Genomic DNA, 20,879 nt, shown 5'->3' with positions numbered 1-20,879 from the left:
AGCAGCCGTTACCGCAGAAACGGATATGTACTCGGTCCAATCCAGCATCCTGGTCGGCCCAGAGGCCGCCATCGGGGGCAAGCCCCCTCCCACAGTTGAACCGGGATCGACACAAAATCCTGGTCGGCTCTGAGGCCGCCATCGGGAGCAAGCCCCCTCCCACAGTTGGGCCAGGATTGACACAAAATCCCGGTCGGCCCTGAGGCCGTCATCGGGGGCAAGCCCCCTCCCACATTTGGACCGGGATCGACACAAAATCCTGGTCGGCTATGAGGCCGCCATCGGGGGCAAGCCCCCTCCCACATTTGAGCCAGGATTGACACAAAATCCTGGTCGGCTCTGAGGCCCTCATCGGGAGCAAGGCCCCTCCCACATTTGGATTGTGGAGCATCAGTAAATAGTCATAGGCTGCTCCCTCACCCAGCGTCGCACCAAAGTTGCGTAGACACCCAGGGTGCCACGGACGATCAAGGCAGCCTGGAACTCACGTTCACTTATGCAAAATCGCCCGATGAATATCCCCCAACGCCATGATGCGCTGGGCGGCATTGAGCTTGATCGCCTCCTTGGGCATGCCGAACACCACACAACTGGCCTCGTCCTGGGCCACCGTGGCGGCGCCGGCATCAAGCATCTCCTTGAGCCCGCGCGCGCCGTCGTCGCCCATACCGGTCATGATGATGCCCGTAGCGTTCCTGCCGGCGAACCTGGCCACCGAACGAAACAGCACATCCACCGAAGGCCGGTGCCGGTTGACCAGCGGCCCGTCGATGACCTGAGCGTGGTAATAGGCGCCGCTGCGGGTGACCATCAGGTGCTTGCCGCCTGGGGCAATCAGGGCCAGCCCGGGCAGGATACGGTCATTGTTGCGCGCTTCGCGCACCTCGATCTCGCAGACGCTGTTGAGACGCTCGGCAAACGAGGCGGTGAATTTTTCCGGCATGTGCTGCACGATCACCATACCCGGGCACACCCGCGGCAGTGCCGTCAGCACCGCCTCCAGCGCCTGGGTGCCACCGGTGGAGGTGCCGATGGCGACAATACGTTCGGTGGTGTGCGCCATGGCCTGGCCATTGGCGGCGGGCAGGATTGCATCCGCACTGAGCTTGCCGGCCGGTGCCGGTAAGGGCGTCACGCTGACGCTGCGCTTTCCCAGGTTCCTGACGTTGGCGTTAGCCGCGGCACGGATCGCCGCCACCAACTCGGCCGCCGATTCGATCAGAAAACTCTTCAGGCCGGTCGTGGGCTTGGTAATGATTTCCACGGCACCCGCTGCCAGCGCCTGCAGGGAGGTTTCCGCGCCTTTCTGGGTCAGCGACGAGCAGATCACCACCGGTGTCGGCCGCTCGCTCATGATTTTCCTGAGAAAGGTAATGCCGTCCATGCGCGGCATTTCTACATCCAGCACGATCACATCCGGCCATTCCCGGGCGAGTTTGTCCATGGCGAAAATCGGGTCGGAGGCGGCCCCCATCACATGGATATCCGGCGTGTCAGCGAGAATCGCCAGCAGTACCTGGCGCACCACGGCCGAGTCATCGACCAGCAGCACACTGATTTTTTTGGTAGGCATCTTGTTGAAGTGTTCCCATAGGTTGGTGCCGGACCCAGACGTTGCCGTTCCACAGGTCGAACATGATCGTGCGGTAACCGGTACTGCCCATGTCCTGGGCCGTCAGGTGCAATTGATAGCGCTCGGCCAGGGCCAGCGCCGCGCGAATATTCAGGCTGGCCACGTCGTGCGTCGGCAGGCGGCGCTGGTGATCGGGAAACATCTCGCCGCCGCCGAACAATTTGACCTGGTAATCCTGTGCCCCCGTGCCATTGGCCTGGGCGTGGCGCAACAGCAGTTCCATGGCTTCGTCGCCATAGCGGCCGTCCAGGGGCTGATGGTTGCGCAGGCGCCCCGGCAGCATGAAATGACACATGCCGCCGATCCGCCGTTGCGGGTGCCAAAAGGTGATCGCCACGCAGGAACCGAGCAAGGTGCGCAGGCGCGTCGGCCGCGTCGCAAAGCTGACCTGGCCAGGCGCCAACACCACTTCGCTCACTCCGACTGGTTTTTTCATGGCTTGCGGTAAATCGACGGCGCCACCAGCTTCAAGGTGTCGTTGACACCGTTGAGGCTTTCCGAGTGGCTGATGATGAAATAACCGCCGGGCCTGAGCAGCGGCAACAGACGCGCGACCACCTGGCTCTTGGTCTGCTGGTCGAAATAGATCATCACGTTGCGCAGGAAGATCACCTCGAACTCGCCCAGGGCCGGCAGCGCTTCGTTCAGGTTGACCTGCACAAAATTGACACGGTTGCGCAAGGCCTTGTCGATCAGGAAGGTGCCCTCCTGGCGGCCGATGCCCTTGAGGCAGTACTTGGTCAGCAGCGGCTGGGGCAGCGTCGCGGCGCGTTCCATGGCGTAGTGGCCGTTGCGCGCCTTGGCCAGCACCTGGGTGCTGATGTCCGAGCCGATCACTTCCCAAGGCGTGGTGCCCAGGCCCTCGGCCAGGGTCATCGCCAGGCTGTAGGGTTCTTCGCCCGAGGAACTTGCCGCGCTCCACACGCGAAATACCTTGCCCGGCGCGGCCCGGGGCAGCACCTGCTGGCGCAGGAAATCGAAGTGCTTGGGCTCGCGAAAGAAATAGGTTTCGTTGGTGGTCAGCAAATCCAGCGCAACCTGCAGCTCGCCCTTGCGTTGGTCACTCATGATCAGCTTGAAGTACTCGCCGTAGCTGTGCAGCTCGTAGTGTTTGAGGCGCTTGAACAGGCGCCCGGCCACCAAGGCTTTCTTGGCCGGCGACAGGTTGATGCCGGCCGCGCGGTACAGCCAGCTCTGGAACTGGCCGAATTCACGATCGTCGATGGAGGCGGTATCTGGCATGGTCGGGACTCAACGCGGATCGAGGTCGAGGGCCGCCGCCTGGCCGTCCTCGGCGAGGCTGGACATCTCATCGATGGACAGCACCTTGTCCACCTCCAGCACAATCACGAACTTGCCGTCGACCTTGGCCATGCCGCCGATGAAATCGGCGCGAATCCGCGCGCCGAAACTGGGCGGCGGCTCGATCTGCGCGGCCGGGATCTCCTGCACGGCGGACACGGTGTCGACCAGCAAGCCGATATCCTGGGGCCGGCCGTCGTCGGTATTCGCCTCGATGATGACCACGCAGGAGCGCCGGGTGATGGCCGAGTTGGCCCGCCCGAAGCGCGCCGACAAGTCCACCACCGGCACCACCGCGCCGCGCAGGTTGATCACCCCGCGCACGAACGCCGGCATCATCGGCACCACGGTCAGGCTGCCGTATTCGATAATTTCCTTGATGCCCAGAATGCCGATGGCGAACATTTCTCCGCCAAGCATGAAGGTCAGGTATTGCGCGTCCTCATCCACCGCAACCGCGGTATGCCGAGTCGTCATCACTGCGCCCATGTCACTCTCCTTGTAGGCCCGTATCGATCGTGGGATCAGAAGCGGGTGAAGTCCGATTCGTCAGGTGCGCCGGCCATGTTGTAGGCGAAAGCCTTGCGCGGTGCCTGTGGTTTCGGGCGCGGCGGCTGACGGCTGGGCTTGCTGCCGGGGCTGTCGACGCCGCTGCTTTGAACCGCAGCCTTTGGCGTTGAATCGAGCACGAAGAAGCTCATGGCTTGCTGCAATTGCTCGGCCTGGCTGCTCATTTCTTCGGCCGTGGCCGCCAGTTCCTCGCTGCTCGACGCATTTTGCTGGGTCACCTGGTTGAGCTGGGTCATCGCGGTGTTGATCTGCCCGACTCCGGCGGCCTGTTCTTCGGAGGCGGCGCTGATTTCCTGCACAAGGTCGGACGTTTTGTTGATGGACGGCACCATTTCGTCAAGCAGCTTGCCGGCCTTCTCGGCCATGTCCACGCTGCTGGACGACAGCTCGCCGATTTCCTGGGCCGCGACCTGGCTGCGCTCGGCCAGCTTGCGCACTTCGGCGGCCACCACGGCGAAGCCCTTGCCGTGCTCGCCGGCCCGAGCGGCCTCGATGGCGGCATTGAGGGCGAGCAGATTGGTCTGGTAGGCGATGTCATCGATGATGCTGATGCGTTGGGCGATTTTCTTCATCGCCACCACGGTCTGCTGTACCGATTCGCCGCCTTCGGTGGCTTCCTTGGCGGCCTTGCTGGCCATGCCATCGGTGACCTTGGCATTCTCGGTGTTCTGGTTGATGCTGGCGCTCATCTGCTCCACCGAGGCGCTGGTTTCCTCGACACTGGCGGCCTGTTCACTGGTGGCCTGGCTCATCGATTGCGCCGTGGCGCTGACCTGTTCGGAGGCGCTGGCAAGGTTGTCGGCGGCGTTACGCACTTCGCCGATGATATGCGCCAGCTTGCCGACCATGTTGCGCATGGCGTTGAGCACCATGCCGGTTTCATCCTTGGCACCCGGCTCGATGTGGGCGTTGAGGTTGCCTTCGGCCAATTGTTCGGCGGCGGTTGCGGCCTGCCTCAACGGGCGGGAAATAATCCGGGCGATGAATACCGCCAGGCCCAGGCCGATCAACAAGGCCGCGACCAGTACCGCGCTGATCGACAGGCGTGCGTTTTCATACAGCGCCGAGCCCTTGTCACCCGCAACCGTCGCACCGGCATCATTGATCTCGATCATTTTCTGCAGGCGGCTGGTTACCTCATCGAAATGCCCCTTGGACTCTCCCCTGAGCAAACCACGTGCCTGGACTTCCTGGTTCTGCCGGGAAAACTCGAGCACTTGCTTGCTGCTCGCCAGGTACGCGTCCCACGCACTTTTCACGCTGGCCAGCAGTTGGCGATCTTCGTCGTTCGACAGCAACTGCTCGTAGGTGCCCATGCGGGTTTGGAACTGTTCACGCGCGTCGACGGCTTCACGTTCGGCCTGGGCCTTTTCCTCTGCAATATCGGTCGCGAGGTGGCGGTTTTCTTTCAGGCGATAGTTGGCGGCAAAAAAACGCATGCCGGCCGCTGCGCGCATGGAAGGCATCCAATTGCCCCTGATGTCCTGGGCCGCCTGGTTGACGGCCCCGAGCTGGAGGATGGCGAAGCCGCCCATGGCCGCAGTGAGCGCCAGGACCACCAGGAACGAGCTGATCAACTTGGTGGAAATTTTAAGATCGTAGAACCATTTCATCGGGGAACCTCCATGGAATTGCTTATGCGTCAGCGAGCGACGACCGGCGGCGATTGAGGCGCCTGTGGCGTGCGGGCTTCCAGTTGTACGAGTTGGTTGAGCAGTGCCGGTACATCCAGGATCAGGGCCACCGCGCCGCTGCCCAATATGGTCGAGCCGCTGATGCCGCGCAGTGCGCCGAACAGCTTGCCCAACGGTTTGATCACGGTCTGGAACTCACCGAGCAGGTCATCCACCACCAGCCCGGCCTTGTGCTCGGCGTAGCGCACCACCACCACGTTCTGGCGCCGTGCGGCCGGCCCTTCGTGGCTGAAGTGTTCACGCAGGTCCACCAGCGGCAAGACCTCGCCACGCAGGTCCAGATAGCCGTCGTCGCGGCTGGACTGGCGCTGGCGTTCATCCAGTTCGATACATTCCTGGACCATGTCCAGGGGAATCACATAGGTGGATTGGTCGATGCCAACCAGGAACCCATTGATGATCGCCAGGGTCAGCGGCAAGCGGATGCGCACCACCGTGCCCTCGCCGGGGCGGCTGTCCAGGTCGACGGTGCCGCGTAACAAGGTGATGTTGCGCTTGACCACGTCCATGCCGACGCCCCGCCCGGACAGGTTGGTCACCGCCTCGGCGGTGGAGAAACCCGCTTCGAAGATCAGGTTGTAGATCTCCTGGTCGGTGAGCACCGCGCCGCTGGCCACCAGCCCGCGTTCCTGGGCCTTTTGCAGGATGCGTTCGCGGTTGAGCCCGGCGCCGTCGTCGGCGATTTCAATGACGATGCTCCCGGAGTCATGGTAGGCATTGAGGCTCAAATGGCCCTTGGTCGGCTTGCCGGCCGCCTGTCGCGCCTCGGCGCTTTCGATACCATGGTCCATGGCGTTGCGCAGCAGGTGCATCAGCGGGTCGCCGATTTTCTCGACCACGGTCTTGTCCAGCTCGGTGTCCGCACCGCTGATGCTCAGTTCGATGTCCTTGCCCAACTCCTGGCTGATATCGCGCACCACACGGCGAAAACGGTTGAACGTGTCACCAATGGGGATCATGCGCAGGTGCAGGGCGCCATCGAGGATTTCTTCCACCAGCGCCGATACCGTCGAGGTCGCCTCTTGCAAAGGGTCGTTGTTACAGGAGCGGGCCAGCAGGCTTGAGCCGGCACTGGCGATCACCAGTTCGCCGACCAGGTTGATCAGCTCGTCGAGCTTGTCGGCGTTGACCCGCACGTAATTGCCGTCGCGGGGTTTCGCCTCGCTGGCTGGCGCAGAACGCTGCGGTGTCGCCGCCACAAGGCCTTGCTCCGCCTGGGTCACTTGGTCGCCGGCGGCGACCGCCGTGCTGCCGGGCGCTTCGTCGACTGCACTGATGTGCACCTCGCAGTCGTCACGCACAAAGTCGAACACTTCGTTGAGGGTGGCGTGACTGGCCGTCGAACGCAGGTCGATCTCGAACCCCAGGTAGCAGCTTTCCGGGTCCCAGCGGTCCATGGGCGGGATGCTGTCGGTCAGGGTGGTGACCTGCAGCACCTGACCCAGGGTCTCGAGGTAGCGCAAAAACGACAGCGGGTCCATGCCGTTACGGAACACGTCCACGCCGAAGCGCAGGGAGAGGTGCCAGAGCATGTCGACCGCCGCGTCGTCGGCCACCTCTGCGGTTTCGACGTCGGCAGCGGCGGTTCGCATCGGCTGATAGGCACTCAGTGCCTCGCGCAATGCCTCACCGCGCTCCAGCGCTGCGGGCGTCGGCGCCTCACCGCGGTTGGCGACCACTTCGACCAGTTCGAGCATGTGGTCGCCGCATTTGAGCAGCAGCGCGATCAACGCGGCGTCCACCGCCACCTTGCCTTCGCGCAGGCGGTCAAGCACGTCTTCGACGATATGCGTGAACCCCACGATCGACGCCAGACCGAAAAGGCCCGCCGAACCCTTGATGGTGTGTGCGGCGCGGAAAATCGCGCCGATGGCATCCTGGTCGCCGGGCTCGCTTTCCAATTGCAGCAGGGATTGCTCCATGGCCTGCAACAGCTCGCGTGCCTCAACGATGAATGTCTGCTGTGCCTGATCGAGATTGATGCTCACCTGGACTGTCCTTGTCGATCAAAAAAACATGGGAAGTGGCGACTACAAGCCTGCGCTACGGCACAGTTGCAGTGCGTGCATGACCGCCTGGCTTTGGCCGGTCACACTCAAGGCCGTACCGGCAACGCCCGCCTCACGCTGGACCACTGCGAGCAACTGCAAACCGGCGCCATCCATCTCCGTGACCTGCGACAGATCCAGCTCCAGGCGGGGAGTCGCGCCGATCCGGGGCAGCAGCGCAGCCGCCAGTTCCGCTACGGTGTAGATGGTCAGCTCGCCGTCGATGCGCACGCAGGCAGTATCGTCGACGGTTTCAGTGGTAATAGGCATGGGAGCCTCCCTGGCGCCGGGATCAAGGCAGGATCAGTTTAGACACTGCCGCCAACATCTGCGCCGGCTGGAACGGCTTGACCACCCATGCCTTGGCACCGGCGGCCTGGCCCTCGGCCTTCTTCGATTCCTGGGACTCGGTGGTCAGCATGATGATCGGGGTGAACTTGTAATTGGCCAGCTTCTTGACCTCCTTGACGAAGGTGATGCCGTCCATGTTGGGCATGTTCACGTCGCTGATGATCAAGTGCACTTTCTGCCCGGTGAGCTTGCTCAGGGCATCCTTGCCGTCGCTGGCCTCGATGACGTCGTAGCCGGCGCTTTTCAAGGCAATGCCGACCACTTGCCGCACGCTGCTGGAGTCGTCGACCACTAATACATTCTTTGCCATGATGTGCTCCTAAAAGAAGGTGATGTCTTGAGAGTTCTGCTGCGCGGCCGCCGCTCCGTGATGGAGGCGCCGTTGCTCGTCGGTGGCATAGGTGGCTTCCATGCGCGCGAGCCACTGCCGGGCATCGACGCCCACCGCCTGGTCCGGCGCCTGGCTGGCTTGCAGGAGGTGGTCATGCAAGGCCTGCATGTTGTCCCGCACGTGGCTGAGGATCTGGCTGACCCGGTCCTGGAATTGCAGGCTGACCAGCACTTCGGTCATCTCATCACGGATGCCGTAGCTTTCCTGCTTGAGCAGGTCGGCAGAGTCGGCCAGGCGCCCGGTGATGTTCTGGAAGCGCTCGAGCACGCGTTGAATGCTGTTTTCCGACTCGGCCACCGAGTGGCTGTCCTGGTCGGCACTGCTGGATGCGGCCTGCACCAATTGCGTGATGGCGTTATTGATGATGTCGACCTTGGCCGACATCTGCTGGCCGGTTTCACTGGATTTGTTCGACAGGCTGCGCACCGCATCGGCCACCACCGCAAAGCCGCGCCCTGCCTCACCGGCACGCGCCGCCTCGATGGCTGCGTTAAGGGCCAGCAGGTTGGTCTGCGCGGCAATCGCCGCCACGTCGGCGGCCATGGCGCGCAGTTCCTTGGTATAGGCGGTGAGGCTGCGGACCTGGGCCAGGGTCTGGTCTCGGCTGGTCTGAGTGGCCTTGAGCGAGTTGATCACCTGGCTCAGCTCGCTGTCACTGCGCGCCAGCACCTCCAGCGCGCCATCGGCCGACTGCCCGTCCAGTTCGCCGGCAGCCTGCTGCGAGGCCTGTACCGTGTCCTGCAATCGCGTGGCGATCCCGGTAAAACGGTTGGCCAGGCTTACAATCGCCTCTTCAGTCTGATGCCGCGAGCTTTCCACCTGCTTGGCCCAGATCGGCATGGCGCCCAGCAACACTTCATCGAGCTGCGCGCGAGAAGCCATGCCGTTGTGCGCCGCGTCCACCGTTGACTGATCCGCCTGGGCCCGCGACGTCGTGCGCAACACCGCCTTGCGCTGTGAACCGGTGCTCCAGGCACAGGCACCGAGACCAATCAGCACCAGTACCGCACACGCCACCAGGTTGGCCGTGGAGGCTGATTGCACCAGCAACCACACCACGGCAGGCACTACCGGGATAAGAGCAAACCAGCAAAAACGCGGATGACCAGGAAGGGTAATGCGGACGGATTGACGCTGGGTCATGAGTTCGATCCTTGAACAGTGTTGCGGATATAGGCGACATAGGGGTTATCTGCCCACTCCCTCTCAACTTTAGAATCCTTATGTGCCTTCCGTCTGTTTTATGACCATTGGATGACCGGCCCGGGCGTCCGAGCCCCTGAGCGCTGAACAAATCAGCGTGGCCTCCAGGGCGTAAGTGTCTTCCAAGCAGTGCTGCTGCCTGGCGTTCGGCGGGAACACACTGCTATTGGGCTTATAACGCTCCCAGGTGAACGCGTCCGCCAGTTCGCAAATGATGTGCTCGATTACGCGCATACCCACATCGATACAGGCATGACGCGTTTCAATCGCAATCTGCATCCGGCTGATTGAGCAACACCAGCACGCCTAAAATGGCTGCATAGAATTTGAACGCTGCGTCCTGGCCGTTCCATTCCCGGGACTGCCACATCAAGAACCACTCGCCGCCAATCACCATAAAGCCGAAGAACCACACCAACAGGCCCGTGGTGAGGCCCGCAATGGCGAAGACCTTGGCTTGGTTGAATTGCTGAGCGCAGTTGTGCCGGGCGCGCCACAACATCAACCCGCCAACAGCCAGCAACAGGGCCGTCAGCGCCTCGCCTGCAATGATTGCCCAATAGGCTCCGTGCCATAACCACCGGGTATTGATCGCGCGTGACATGGCGGCGTTGCCGGGGAAGGTGGTGTCCATGCTCAGTACGTGCCGGACGAAGTTGAAATTTGAGGTGTAGTCCGTAAGGTTATTGAATGCTGCCAGCGCGGCAAAGACCGCCAACATCGCGACCAGGACCAACTTTGCGTAACGAGTGACCATGCTGATTTCCTGAAAATGCCCGAGACGCTCAGCACGTTACACCTGCATCGGCCCGCAGAATCCACGGGGTGTCTATTGATGATGTGAGCATTTGCTGAATCGACTGTGGGCAAAACAGGTTGGGGAGCGAGCGGATGCTGTGTGATGGGTTTATACGCAGGAGTCGCCACATGTCTCCCGCGCCAGCCGCAGTCATCGGCTGGCCCGTTTGCGTTGGGCGTCTCGCTATGCAGGCTGGAGCTTGCTGCCGGCTTCTTCTATTTTCGCCCGCTTTACGACCGAAGCGCTTCACCAATTTCTTCAATGGCAAAACCGACGTCATGACCGGCACGAATCATCTCTGCGAACCGCAGCATCACTGAGGCGCCGATGTCGTGGGACAACGCCAGGGTCATCAATTCCCGTATCGGCTCGTCCAGCGCTGCTTCGATATCAGGTGAACACGCCTGCCCTGTGAGCCAGGCAATAAGGGAAGAGACCCTCTGACCAGAAGTGTTTTCATCAACACCCAAAATCTCGCCCAACATCATCCCCAATGTGCCCGCAGGGTGTTGCTCCGGGCGACTCCACGCTTTGAGTTCAATCGACTCGCGCTGTACCTTTTCCAAGTTGCGCCGAATCTTCCCCGGAATGGTTGCTGCGGCTTTAGGACGGTTGTAGTACTCACGATTCGCCAAACTTGCGGCGTCCCTGACAACCTTCCAGGCCACCGACCATAGCTGTGAAACGCTGTAGGTGTGCAATGCCGCGCGCATCGTACTTTTAATGTCTGCCAGCTCTTGTTCCGACAGATCATGGTTATAGAGTTCGCACTCAGTGCCCAAATAGCGCATGACATCGGCGACCGCGTAATCAAGCCACAGGTTGAAAAGCCCGTCAGCATCGGTATAGACCCTATCCGAAAGACTACGGATGACTTCGTCCGCACGCCTTGATGCAGCATCTGGCGCCAAACGATAGACCACCTGATCCCCCAATACCCAAATCTCATCGCCCTCCCAATAGTAGGTACCTGCACGTGCTTTACTCGGGTCATCAAGGACAAGTCCTGCCTCACGCAATTGCAGCATGAAGTCACCGACATACCGAGGCGCAAGCCCTTGACAATCACCTAGTCTGAAGCCGCCATTGGTCAATCTCGGGGTGACGGCCCGGTCCAACGCCAGCAGAAGCAGCACGTGAGCATCCGGTAGCGCGGAGTAGTCCACCGTGCGGGTTGACTGCCTGCCTACGTATTCGGCCAACTGCCGTTCAAGTTCTGCGGCTTTCGCCTTTTCAGCCGCAAGCGCAATCGCGTCCTGATCGTTCTGACACAGCGTACAAAGCCTGGTGGAACGCTGAGGAACCTTTTTAGCCTCGGAGCGATTTTTGATTTCGATCAGTTCTGCGCACCTGGGGCAGACCTGATTGTTATCAAATGCATTGCAACGTTGCCGTATGAAGCTGGCAAGCGTCACGCCCGGTGCCATTTCAATAACGTCCGTCAGCGCACTCACTTTTTCAAGGTACTGCCCTGACTCATCGACAGCCCAGTAACGCTCGATCAACTCAATTTCTTTAGGATCTTCGGTCAATATTTGCAGCTTGATTGCCATGTAAGCAGTCCTGTTTCGCGTGTGTTTTATTTCGTATCCAGTCGTCGCTGACTTATGGGCGCTTATCGCTGAGAGCTGTTGCGGCGACACCCACAACCTTGTTTAAGTCGCTCTTCGTTTGACGCTCCTCCAGCAGCGTTCTGGGCAACACAAACCCTTCAAAACTGCGTTGGGTGATTGGGTTGTTGGCCTTCTCTGCGCCAATTCGATAACGCATCAACCCGTCGGCAACGGCAAAGGTCAGGTCCACGCTGGTGTCGGTACGGCCATTGAGGTGCCCGCGACTGAGCAGCCGGAACAACGACCACGGCCCGCGATAACTCATGCTGGCGGTGTTGCCGGTGCTGTGCACCAGGGTCAGTTGGCTGCCATTGGTGTTGCCCAGGCTGTTGGGCCACACCAGCCCCGTGCGTTGCGGCGCGCCGTGCTGGTAGGGGATCAGTTGGCCGTCGACGCTGAGCATGCTGCTCAGGCGGGTGGCGCTCAGGGCCAGGGGTTCGATGGTGAGTTGCACGGCCAGGTGGCCGCGATGGTTGAAGAAGGTGTCACGGATGCGTTCGACTTTTTTCAGCTGTTCCAACACATCGGTGCGCACCAGGTAGCCGCCAAGGCTGTCGGAATACAGGGCGTCGAGGTTGTCCTTGAGGAATACGCTCAGGTACTGATCGTGGAACTGTTGCAGGCGCCCTTGTGGGCCGAAAAAGGCTTCGAAGTCCTCCAGCGAGGCGTCCTCGCCGCTTGCCTTGAACGGGTAGCGCCCGGCCAGGCGGTCGCGGTAGAAGCTGTAGATTTCGCTGTCCCAGCGCTTTTCCAGCTCGCGCAAAGCCGCAATGACTAACACCTGAGAAGTCTGGTCGGCGAGTTTTTTGACGTGTTGGTTCAACGGTTCAGGCAGGCCCACGGCGACACGTTGCAGGTTGGCGATCGGGTCGGCACCGGTCAGGGAGAAGCGGTTGAGTACGGTTTTCAGCGCCGCCTTGCCGGGGTCTGGGTTGTCGTGCACGGTTTTGGCGTAGTCGTAGACGGCACTGACCGAGCGCAGAGTTGCTTCGTAGTAAGACGGCTGCTCGCCCCGTGGGCTGATCAACTCTGAGAGGCTGGAGAATGCGCGCCGAATCCCTGCTGCCTGTTGCTGCCCCTCCGGCACCTTGTCCAGCTTGAGCGGCGCTTGCCCTTCAGCCAAGGGCGCGGCCGGATAGATCACGCTGTTGTCGCGCAGGGTTTCCAGCAAGCGCCGCAATGGCGCGGCCGGGCCGGTGACTTGTTCCAGTACCGCCACGCCGTGGCTGAGATCGTCGAAGTCGGTGACCGCGAACTGATTCAGTGCGCGCCGCCAGCTGTCCACGTAGTCGGCGCTGTACAAGGCACGAATCCGCAGGGTCAGCACTTTGCGGTCTTCGTCGGAGTAGTCCAGGCGTTGGCGTTCGCCGAGCACCCACTGGTCGATCATGGCCAGTTCGATGATGCCCTCGGTGCCGGGTTCAAAGTAGTCCTTGAAGCCCTTTGCGGTGAGCAGCGGCGGCAATTGCAGGCCGCTGCCCTCTTGATCGGTGTTCAGTGGACGGTAGACGATATCGAACGCCGGGCCGACCTCATTGCGCAGGTCCAGCGGGCGATGCAAACGCTCCAGGGCATCCTGTTTCAGACTCATATAGACCCGTTCGGCCATGGGCAACTGGCGCAATTGCTGTTGCACCTGGGCAATGCGTTCACGGTAGTGCGGCAGATCGGCATCGGCGTATTTGAGCGCGTAGCCCAGGTGTCCCATCAGATCGGCCTGCAACTGGCCCTGGCCTGGATAGGCACGCTGCCATTGCTTGGCGACCCACTCTTCGACGATGGCCGGGCGGCGGTTTTGCCGTTCTTCGAGCATGCGGTACACGCGCAGGGCCGCCAGTTGTTGATTGCTGCCGGCAGGCGCGGTATTGATGGCGTCCAACACACCGCTGGCAATCGCCGGCAGGAAGCGTTTGGACAGCAGATTCAGGTACGCTTCATCCACGGTAGGGCCAATCGCCCTCCCCTGGTACAACCCCATATCCGACAGCAACGGCCAAGCTTCACGGTAGTCGCCGTAAACCAGCACCGCATCACGGATCTGGTCCAGGGGCAACAACAGGTTGCGCCCGGTGGGGTCGACCTTGGCGTCGATGTCCCGCTCACTGAACTCCTGACTCTTGGCCAACACGCTGGCCGCCTTGTCGCTATTGATATTGAAGTAAAACTGCCAGGTGCCGATGACGACCAAACAGCCCAGGGATGCGACGCTGAACCCGGCAATCAGCAGCCGCCGCTTGCTGCGGGCCACCTTGATGTTGTCGCCCGCCAAACCCGCTTCGGGGTAGATCACCCGCTGGAACAGCTGCTGGGCAAAGTAGATGGCCGTGCCACCAGCTGGTTTGACTTCGGGTGGCGGTGGCGGCAGTTGATAGGCTTGTCCCGCTTCTTTGACGAAAGCGTTGCTCAGGGTGCCCTGCTGCAGCACCGAGGAGAAATACAGCCCGCGCACCAAGGCCGGCGTGGTGAAACGATCGCTGCCGAGCATTTCGCTGAGGAAGCCGAACAGTGCCGTGCGCAAGCCCGCCATCTGATACATCAGCGCCTGCAAGCGATCACGCTCATCCAACGTGGGCGCCTCCCGGGTGCTGTTGAAAACCTGCTCGCTCAGGCAGTCGACAAAGGTCTGGTATTGGCGTGTCAGCTCCGCCAGCCAGGCATCGAAATCACCCACCGCATCCAGGCTGAAGGTGAAGCCCAGCAGGTCTTCGCGGCCGCTGCGCGACAACCGGGCAAAGAACTCTTCGAAGCCTTCCAGCAGGTCGAACTTGCTCAGCGTCACGTACACCGGCAGGCGCGTTCCCAATTGCCGCGTCAGCTCAAACAGGCGGGTGCGCAGCAGGTTGGCGTGGGTCTTGCGCTGTTCGGGACATTGCGCCAGCAAGGCCTGCACATCGATCACCAGCACCACACCGTTCAATGCTCGACGGCTGCGGTTGCGCGTCAGCCAGTCGAGCAAGTGTCGCCAAAGGCGCGGGTGGGCGCCGGCGGGCAATACCGGTTTGACCTTGCCCCGCACGGCCCTCGGCTGCGCAGCATCGTTACCGGTTGGCTCCGGCTGGCTGAGGAACTCACCTGGCGGGTCGATCAACACCGCCTCGTCGCCGATCCACCAATCCACCGGATAGGCCAGTTGCTCCTCCTGGTGTGCCCTGACCCCGGCCTTGGTCACATGTGACAGTGAAAAGCTCTGATTGGAGCGGGTGATCAGGCTGGTTTTGCCTGCATTTTCCTCGCCCAGCACCAGGTACCACGGCAGCTGATACAGCGAACGCCGGCGCTCCATGTTGTTCAGCAGGTTGCCCAAGCTGCGGTCCAGCGCACGCTCCTGCGCCTCGATATAAGGTAGGCAAGGATCGGCCTGCAACGCCGCCTCATGCTGACGCTCAACCTGCAAACGCTGATAGCGATTACGCACCCGCCACGCCCAGATCAGCAACGGCACCACCAGCACCACGACACTGGCCGACACGCGCATTGCCAGTTCACTCAGCGGCTGATGCGCGCGCCAGGCCCACTTCGGGCCCAGCCACCAGATGGCGATCAACAAAAACACCACGCCCAGCAGCACCAATACTGGCACCGCCTGGTTGAACTGACGCAGCACCGGCACGCCCCAGCGTTTGAGGTAACTCCAGACCGTTTTCATGAAGTGCTCCTAGCGTATTTGTAATATTCGTTTCCAATAGACGGGAAGCAGATGATCCCCTTTGCACTCGTTAGCACCCCTCCCATGGTCATGGCTTTCGCTCCGCAAAGCTGGCAATGAACTCATCGAGGATGCGCTTGCTTTCGGCAGCGTCCTCGGCAGTGGGCCCGCGGGGGTTGAACCAAGGATCCGGCTTGGGCACCACCGCGCCATAGCGGATGCGCACGGACTTGAGGATTGCGTCCCAGACGGCCATGGCTTCGTAGTCGGTTAGGGACGGGTTGACGGGTTCTGCAGGTGCTGGGAGCTGCCAAAGCGGCAGTTTGTAGCCTTTGTTGGCAAATTCGGGGAGAGTCCAGCGAACGAGGTCTCTTGGTTTATCAGGATCAATGGCGGAGCGTTTTTTCCCACCCGCCGATAACCGGATGCTCACGCCAGGGCGGCTCAGGGAGGGGTTGTCTCGATAGTTCTCGCTGACAAAGAGTATTTGACGGTGAGTATCGTCACTGAAACCAATCAAAGACTCTTCAGCTTGCATGTCGGCCAGTGTGATTTTTCCAGCGCGCAGATTTTCGTAATCACCGGCGAGAAAAATCTTCGTGTCTTTTTGGGTGCGCACGTGCAAGCGTTCTTCGTCATCAGGTGAGAGCGCGTTGATGTAGATGTTCAGCGAAACATCCGAAGCTGGCGGGCGAAAGTGGAAGTTGGCAATCTCCTGATCGTGATGACTTCGGATCACAATCGGCCCCAGTGCAAAGCCTGCACCGGCGCTCTCGGGTGCAACTTTGAATATTTCCCTGGACAGTTTTAACAGGCGCGCCTCAACCGGAGCTGTATCACCGTCATAGGATGACGCACGGAGCAGGACGTAGGCGTCGCCAACCAGCAGATGAAACTCGTGCACGAAAGTATCCGGGACTTCGGTGCTCTCGAAATACTGCAGCGTTACACTTTGCGGTGAGATGCGTACTGCCGAAACCAACATGGGCACATCAGATTGCTTATAGTTTTTGATCGCCGCGATTCGATGCGCACGCTCATTCAATGCGGCATCAAATCGCTCCTGTGTCACTCCCTCTCCCAACACACGCACTTCAACGGACGAATGATCGGCGCCCAGCCCGTAGTAGAGCTTCACGTCGCCGCCGCCACTCCAGTTGGCCGGCAAATCAATCAAGCCGCGTCCCAATGCCCAGGTGCGCATGTTGCTTGTCATCTCGCTCACGTTACGTTTCTCCTGTTCGCTGGGTTGTTTGAAGGCCGCACAGCCGGCGAGAGAGCCCAGCACCAGGCAGACAAAAAGAATGCTCAGCCGACGCATAATGGCCTCTTGGCTTTCGCCGCAATTTTGATGATTGAATAGAGGGTGAAGTGCTGTGTTAGCGGGTTGGCGTAGGACGCCTCATGATCGAACCCAGGCGCCTTGATTTGCTGGCGGACCCCACCGTTGCGCGCCTGTTTTATCGGTGCGCTGCCCGAACTGACCGGTACGGTGCCGTCGCCAGAGCCGTCCTGCATCTTGCAATGCAGCTCCCAATAGCTGGTCTGCACGGTCTTGACGGGCGCATCGGGATCGCCACGCATGGGCGGGATGGATTGCTCGTGGCCGCCGACATACACAGGGCTGCGGCCATCATGCCTGACCTGATGCATCTCGAGATTGGACACCGTGAAGCTGTCAGGGTGTGAGCCGTAAGGACCATTGAGGCGAGACCCGCGCTGCATTTTCCAGGTAATGGAGTCGAAGCTGGGGTGCTTGTCTTCGCTGCCGTAGTAGACGTAGGTTTGAGGGTGATAGGAGCCGCTGATATCGTGATGAAAGCTTTTTGCTTTCTTAATGTTGTCAGCGAATATCTTCCACGTGATTGGTTCTCCATCTTCCGGCGCCAACCACTCCTCACGCAACAATTCCCACCAGCGGTCACGACGTAAATAGATCTCTTCGTAAGGGTCTTTTACGGGTTGGCGCGGCATCGCCGAAAGGCCCCGGTCGTCGATCAGCCTAAGCCAACCGGGCGTGTAATCCTGGGTCGGCAGCAATTGCAAGGCACCAGGCGCCTGCGCAAACACCGCAGTGACTTCCTGCCCGCTTGGGCCAATTACCGCACCGGCAATGGGGTCTTCGTCGCTCATGCCAACCTTGCAACGGCGATACGCCACTGGCGCCCCAGTCGCGGGCATTACGCCGTGCACCACTCCGGCGATCTTGGCGCTCATGCCGGGCAGTTGCGCACAGCGCCTCGCTACCAGCCCACCCATGGAGTGCGTGACCAGAATCACCTGCTGACAGTTACGACCGTATTGGTGCATCAGCTCTTCAATGCGCTCGGCCAGCCTGAGCGCCGCCTGCTCGTTGGAATCCAACCAGTTATACCCACACGCATGCACCGGCATTCGATAATCACCGCGCGCCAACAACTCATCCGAGATAACCGGCGGTAACTGACTGGCCAGGCTGGGCCCCAATCCCGGCATGGCAATGGGGATTTCGGGTTTTAACAGGGTGATATGAGTCGGTCCAGGCTCGACAGCGACGCTATGCAGGTGCTCAGGCCGAATGTCGAATTGCGTCCATTTGTGCGGCAAAAACTCACTGTTCAGGGTGTCTTCCAGCCACAGAAGAAATGCGTGGTAGCTGGTCTCACTGACCTCGCCCCAGCCGCGTTCCCTGTAGCGTTTGGTCAGGGCCTCGGTTGTGCTTTTACTGTCCAGCCCCGACTGCGCTATGACTGTGCCAGCAGAGCGTTTAGGCACTGCGCCTTCGTTATCAACCTCCACCCTGTCCGGGTGCAGCAATTTTTGTCGTATACCGGCCTTTTTGTTGATCCAGTTCATGGCCAACCACATATTCTTGCCCATGAATCCCGCATCAAGCCGCCAGACGGGTACGCCAGCCTCCTCTTGCTGCCCGCCTTCCTCTTCGGCAGCCTTGCTCTTCAAATTCGACCCCATAATCCCCGGCACAAAAATCACCGGCAATACCCCGTCCGGCGGCAATATGCAGTGCACCGGGTCGGTGATATGGCTGGGCGTGAGGGTCCAGGTATGCACGGGATTGCCCCGCGCGTTGTAGTGCATGGGGGCGACACGGGGCGTCGTCGGGCTATCGGGCATGTGGGGTCTCCGTTTTCAAGCCATTCCAATGTCAACCCTTCCAGTGTCATGCCCTGTTGCAGGGTGACGTAGCCTTCGCATCAGTGCGGCCTTCGAGGCGTGCGCCGTCTTTGCGGATCAAGGCGTAGGCACGGTTGCGCATGGGTCGACCGTTAAAAAAGGGTTGAAAGCGTTCGTTAAACGAGGTGCTGGGCCAGCTATTGAGTTGCGTTGCAGCATTGCTTGGGTCGATGAAGTACTTGTTCGCAGCCTTCACCGTGAAATTGCCGGGCATCCCCATCTCGATATGGCCGCCCTGCATCTTGATGTAGGCCCCGCCGCACAGCAGGGTGATGTGCTTGTCTGCCGCCACCAGTACGTGTTGCTGGCTGGCGCTGATTTCCACGCTTTGATCCGCTTGCACCTGGATGCTTTTGTGCTGGGCCTGTAACAGCAACTGGCCGTTATGGGCGATATGGCGCATGTCGCCACCCAGGGCGAACAGGCCGATTTCGTCGCCCGCAGTGACCACCACTTTTTTACCCGCAGTAAGCTGCTGGTTCTGCTGGGCAACGCTGTCGATATGCTCGCCTGCGCCCATGACGATGCTGCGGGACGTCGCCGCAGCGATACCGGCAGGCCCACTCAACGCGATGATGGGTTGCACGGCATTGCCGGTACCATTGGCCTGATCATTGGCACCATGGCCCAACATATTCACTGCATCGGTCAGGGACTCTTGCGGCTGCGAATCCTGGGTAATTGCTTTGGCATGCTCGGCAGATGATCCCAGCTGTTTCACCAACGTCAGGGCAGCTTGCAACACATCGATCATCTGCTGGCGCTCCAGCTGACCTGCACCGGCCTTCAGTTGCGCTTCGGCGCTCAGCAACAAACCTTTGGCTGCGCGTAATGCACCGTGACCATCCGTACGCAATTCAAAACCTTCACCCCTCGGCTGACCACCGCCGTAGTGCCGTGGATGAGTGAGATACCCCAGGTGCAGGGCGCTGTGTTCGTGATCACTCATCAATGCCGCGCTGATTTGCGCAGGGGTGTCATCAATGCGTAACTCGTTGGCTCGCGCACCCTTTAATTCACGACTTTTGGTCGTGGCTACAGCACTGAGCTTAGGCAGCTCGTAGGGCGGCAGATTGGTCTCGCGATAGGTCCGGCCCGTGGCGATCGGCTGGTCAGGATCGCCATCCAGGAAGCTGATAATCAGCTCCTGATTCACCCGTGGCACAGCCATGGCGCCCCAGGTCGCACCGGCCCAGCCTTGAGCCACACGGATCCAACACGAACTCTGGTCGTTGTTTTTGTCCGAACGATCCCATGGGAACTGCACCTTGACGCGGCCCCATTCATCGCAATAAATCTCTTCCCCTGGCGGGCCGACCACCGTGGCGATCTGCGGGCCGTCGATGCAGGGTTTGTCACGCAGCGGCGCCTTCCAGTCGGACGTCCAACGAATGGCGCTGGCGGTCATTTCATAAGATGTGCCGTGGTCACTGCCGACGGCTTCTTCCTGCAAACTGACGTGCTGTTTGCCTTCGTGGGAGATGGCGATGGTGCGCCAGCGGTCATTGAAGTCCTCGCGGGGATGATCGTTGAGATCGAAGGCCAATCCCGGTTGCAGGCGTTCATCGTCGCCTTCCAGATGGGCCAGTTTGGCGTCGTTGCGCAAGGCCGCAAGACGCGTCTTGGTAAAGGGCTTGCCGGCGATATCGCGCTTGTAGCGGCCGGGGTAGTCGTAGCGTTCGTAATCCTTGTGCTGGTTGTTCAGGTCCTGGTCGCCGGTGGCGGTGTGCTGCTGGTTGTAGCGCGGATGGGTGAAGGTGTAGTCGCGCTGTACCTGGCGGGCGGTGCGCACCTGTTCGGTGTAGTGGAAGCTGTTCAGTGCCGGTTCCATGGAGTCGCCGCCACCCACGGGCTGGTAGATCACCGGACAGTCGGTATGGGTGCCGATGGTGCCCAGCCCGCCAACGCGGTCGGTGAGGACGAGCGTGTGGCCGTCGGCGCGGTGTTCGAAGGCGTAGAGCAGGCCTTCTTCGGCGGCGAGGCGAGCGATGAAGTCGAGGTCGGTTTCACCGGCCTGTACGCAGTATTCGCGGGGATGGTGCTCGAAGCAGATTTCGCTGCGGATGTCGGTGAGCTTTTGTTCGGTGAGCACGCTGGTGATGATGTCGGGAACCGTCTGGCTTTGAAAAATTCGCCAGTTGGAACGCAGATCGAAACGCTTCAAGGTCGGTTCGACCACGGCGGTGTAGCGGGTGCGGCGAAAGCCGGTGTCGCCCTGCTGGAACAGGCTGACCAAGCCGTGGACGTAGCGCACCGGGGTGTTGTTGCGCCAAATGGTAAACAGCGCGGCCAGATCGAGCACCCGATTGAAGTCGATGGCGGCATCGAAACTGGCCAGCTCCAGGGTGAGCTTGAAAGGCTCGGACAACCCCTCTTCGAGCGTGAATGAAACCACCTCGAAAGCGTCGTTTTTCAAGGGGACAAAGGTGTAACGCAGGTCGCTTTGGCGGGGCAT

The 20,879-nt window shown here is 60.8% G+C and carries 15 protein-coding genes; all 15 read right to left on the bottom strand.

The features are described from left to right. Window positions 1-490 precede the first annotated feature (490 nt). Window positions 491-1,573, bottom strand: coding sequence for a protein-glutamate methylesterase/protein-glutamine glutaminase (locus tag BFP89_RS25940; RefSeq protein ID WP_065888289.1), 1,083 nt, complete (start codon window positions 1,571-1,573; stop codon window positions 491-493). Beyond that, on the bottom strand, window positions 1,536-2,069 hold the full coding sequence (gene cheD, locus BFP89_RS25935; RefSeq protein ID WP_065888288.1) for a chemoreceptor glutamine deamidase CheD: 534 nt from the start codon (window positions 2,067-2,069) through the stop codon (window positions 1,536-1,538). Before cheD ends, BFP89_RS25940 begins: the two co-directional genes overlap by 38 nt. After that, entirely contained in the window at window positions 2,066-2,875 is an 810-nt protein-coding gene (locus BFP89_RS25930) for a CheR family methyltransferase (protein ID WP_065888287.1), read from the bottom strand. Before BFP89_RS25930 ends, cheD begins: the two co-directional genes overlap by 4 nt. Before the next feature lie 9 nt (window positions 2,876-2,884). Next, a complete protein-coding gene (locus BFP89_RS25925) occupies window positions 2,885-3,424 on the bottom strand; it encodes a chemotaxis protein CheW (RefSeq protein ID WP_065888286.1) in 540 nt (179 codons plus the stop codon). Between the two features lie 35 nt (window positions 3,425-3,459). After that, complete coding sequence (locus BFP89_RS25920) at window positions 3,460-5,118, bottom strand: methyl-accepting chemotaxis protein (RefSeq protein ID WP_065888285.1); 1,659 nt, start codon at window positions 5,116-5,118, stop codon at window positions 3,460-3,462. A gap of 29 nt (window positions 5,119-5,147) precedes the next feature. Continuing rightward, window positions 5,148-7,187, bottom strand: a complete 2,040-nt coding sequence (locus tag BFP89_RS25915; RefSeq protein WP_065888284.1) for a chemotaxis protein CheA — start codon at window positions 7,185-7,187, stop codon at window positions 5,148-5,150. Between the two features lie 42 nt (window positions 7,188-7,229). After that, the gene (locus BFP89_RS25910; RefSeq protein ID WP_065888283.1) at window positions 7,230-7,517 is read right to left on the bottom strand and encodes an STAS domain-containing protein; all 288 of its coding nucleotides are present in this window, start codon (window positions 7,515-7,517) and stop codon (window positions 7,230-7,232) included. 22 nt (window positions 7,518-7,539) lie between these two features. Beyond that, window positions 7,540-7,908, bottom strand: coding sequence for a response regulator (locus BFP89_RS25905; protein ID WP_010446480.1), 369 nt, complete (start codon window positions 7,906-7,908; stop codon window positions 7,540-7,542). Window positions 7,909-7,917: 9 nt separating this feature from the next. Then, the gene (locus BFP89_RS25900) at window positions 7,918-8,829 is read right to left on the bottom strand and encodes a methyl-accepting chemotaxis protein (protein ID WP_370671238.1); all 912 of its coding nucleotides are present in this window, start codon (window positions 8,827-8,829) and stop codon (window positions 7,918-7,920) included. A 625-nt stretch (window positions 8,830-9,454) separates the two neighbouring features. After that, window positions 9,455-9,949, bottom strand: coding sequence for a DUF2165 family protein (locus tag BFP89_RS25890; RefSeq protein WP_065888281.1), 495 nt, complete (start codon window positions 9,947-9,949; stop codon window positions 9,455-9,457). A gap of 272 nt (window positions 9,950-10,221) precedes the next feature. After that, window positions 10,222-11,544, bottom strand: coding sequence for a hypothetical protein (locus BFP89_RS25885; protein ID WP_065888280.1), 1,323 nt, complete (start codon window positions 11,542-11,544; stop codon window positions 10,222-10,224). Between the two features lie 52 nt (window positions 11,545-11,596). Further along, entirely contained in the window at window positions 11,597-15,250 is a 3,654-nt protein-coding gene (tssM, locus tag BFP89_RS25880; protein ID WP_065888279.1) for a type VI secretion system membrane subunit TssM, read from the bottom strand. A gap of 88 nt (window positions 15,251-15,338) precedes the next feature. Continuing rightward, window positions 15,339-16,571 (bottom strand): T6SS immunity protein Tli4 family protein, encoded by a 1,233-nt coding sequence (locus tag BFP89_RS25875; RefSeq protein WP_065888278.1) that lies wholly within the window; start codon window positions 16,569-16,571, stop codon window positions 15,339-15,341. Further along, window positions 16,559-18,364 carry an esterase/lipase family protein gene (locus BFP89_RS25870; protein ID WP_065888277.1) on the bottom strand — a complete coding sequence of 602 codons (1,806 nt, stop codon included), beginning with the start codon at window positions 18,362-18,364 and terminating at the stop codon, window positions 16,559-16,561. The genes BFP89_RS25875 and BFP89_RS25870 overlap by 13 nt, the downstream gene beginning before the upstream one ends. A gap of 46 nt (window positions 18,365-18,410) precedes the next feature. Continuing rightward, window positions 18,411-20,879, bottom strand: coding sequence for a type VI secretion system Vgr family protein (locus tag BFP89_RS25865; protein WP_256097390.1), 2,469 nt, complete (start codon window positions 20,877-20,879; stop codon window positions 18,411-18,413).

This window comes from Pseudomonas sp. 31 R 17 (assembly GCF_900004915.1).
Taxonomy (GTDB): Bacteria; Pseudomonadota; Gammaproteobacteria; order Pseudomonadales; family Pseudomonadaceae; genus Aquipseudomonas; species Aquipseudomonas orientalis_A.
The sequence above is the reverse complement of the archived record's forward strand: the minus strand, read 5'-3'. Positions and strand labels throughout refer to the sequence as shown.

What these genes read in the sequence shown, in the direction of transcription:
- BFP89_RS25940 (WP_065888289.1), bottom strand. Translation starts at nt 1,573, where the DNA reads ATGCCTACCAAAAAAATCAGTGTGCTGCTGGTCGATGACTCGGCCGTG.
- cheD (WP_065888288.1), bottom strand. Translation starts at nt 2,069, where the DNA reads ATGAAAAAACCAGTCGGAGTGAGCGAAGTGGTGTTGGCGCCTGGCCAG.
- BFP89_RS25930 (WP_065888287.1), bottom strand. Translation starts at nt 2,875, where the DNA reads ATGCCAGATACCGCCTCCATCGACGATCGTGAATTCGGCCAGTTCCAG.
- BFP89_RS25925 (WP_065888286.1), bottom strand. Translation starts at nt 3,424, where the DNA reads ATGGGCGCAGTGATGACGACTCGGCATACCGCGGTTGCGGTGGATGAG.
- BFP89_RS25920 (WP_065888285.1), bottom strand. Translation starts at nt 5,118, where the DNA reads ATGAAATGGTTCTACGATCTTAAAATTTCCACCAAGTTGATCAGCTCG.
- BFP89_RS25910 (WP_065888283.1), bottom strand. Translation starts at nt 7,517, where the DNA reads ATGCCTATTACCACTGAAACCGTCGACGATACTGCCTGCGTGCGCATC.
- BFP89_RS25905 (WP_010446480.1), bottom strand. Translation starts at nt 7,908, where the DNA reads ATGGCAAAGAATGTATTAGTGGTCGACGACTCCAGCAGCGTGCGGCAA.
- BFP89_RS25900 (WP_370671238.1), bottom strand. Translation starts at nt 8,829, where the DNA reads ATGCCGATCTGGGCCAAGCAGGTGGAAAGCTCGCGGCATCAGACTGAA.
- BFP89_RS25890 (WP_065888281.1), bottom strand. Translation starts at nt 9,949, where the DNA reads ATGGTCACTCGTTACGCAAAGTTGGTCCTGGTCGCGATGTTGGCGGTC.
- BFP89_RS25885 (WP_065888280.1), bottom strand. Translation starts at nt 11,544, where the DNA reads ATGGCAATCAAGCTGCAAATATTGACCGAAGATCCTAAAGAAATTGAG.
- tssM (WP_065888279.1), bottom strand. Translation starts at nt 15,250, where the DNA reads ATGAAAACGGTCTGGAGTTACCTCAAACGCTGGGGCGTGCCGGTGCTG.
- BFP89_RS25875 (WP_065888278.1), bottom strand. Translation starts at nt 16,571, where the DNA reads ATGCGTCGGCTGAGCATTCTTTTTGTCTGCCTGGTGCTGGGCTCTCTC.
- BFP89_RS25870 (WP_065888277.1), bottom strand. Translation starts at nt 18,364, where the DNA reads ATGCCCGATAGCCCGACGACGCCCCGTGTCGCCCCCATGCACTACAAC.
- BFP89_RS25865 (WP_256097390.1), bottom strand. Translation starts at nt 20,879, where the DNA reads ATGCCCCGCCAAAGCGACCTGCGTTACACCTTTGTCCCCTTGAAAAAC.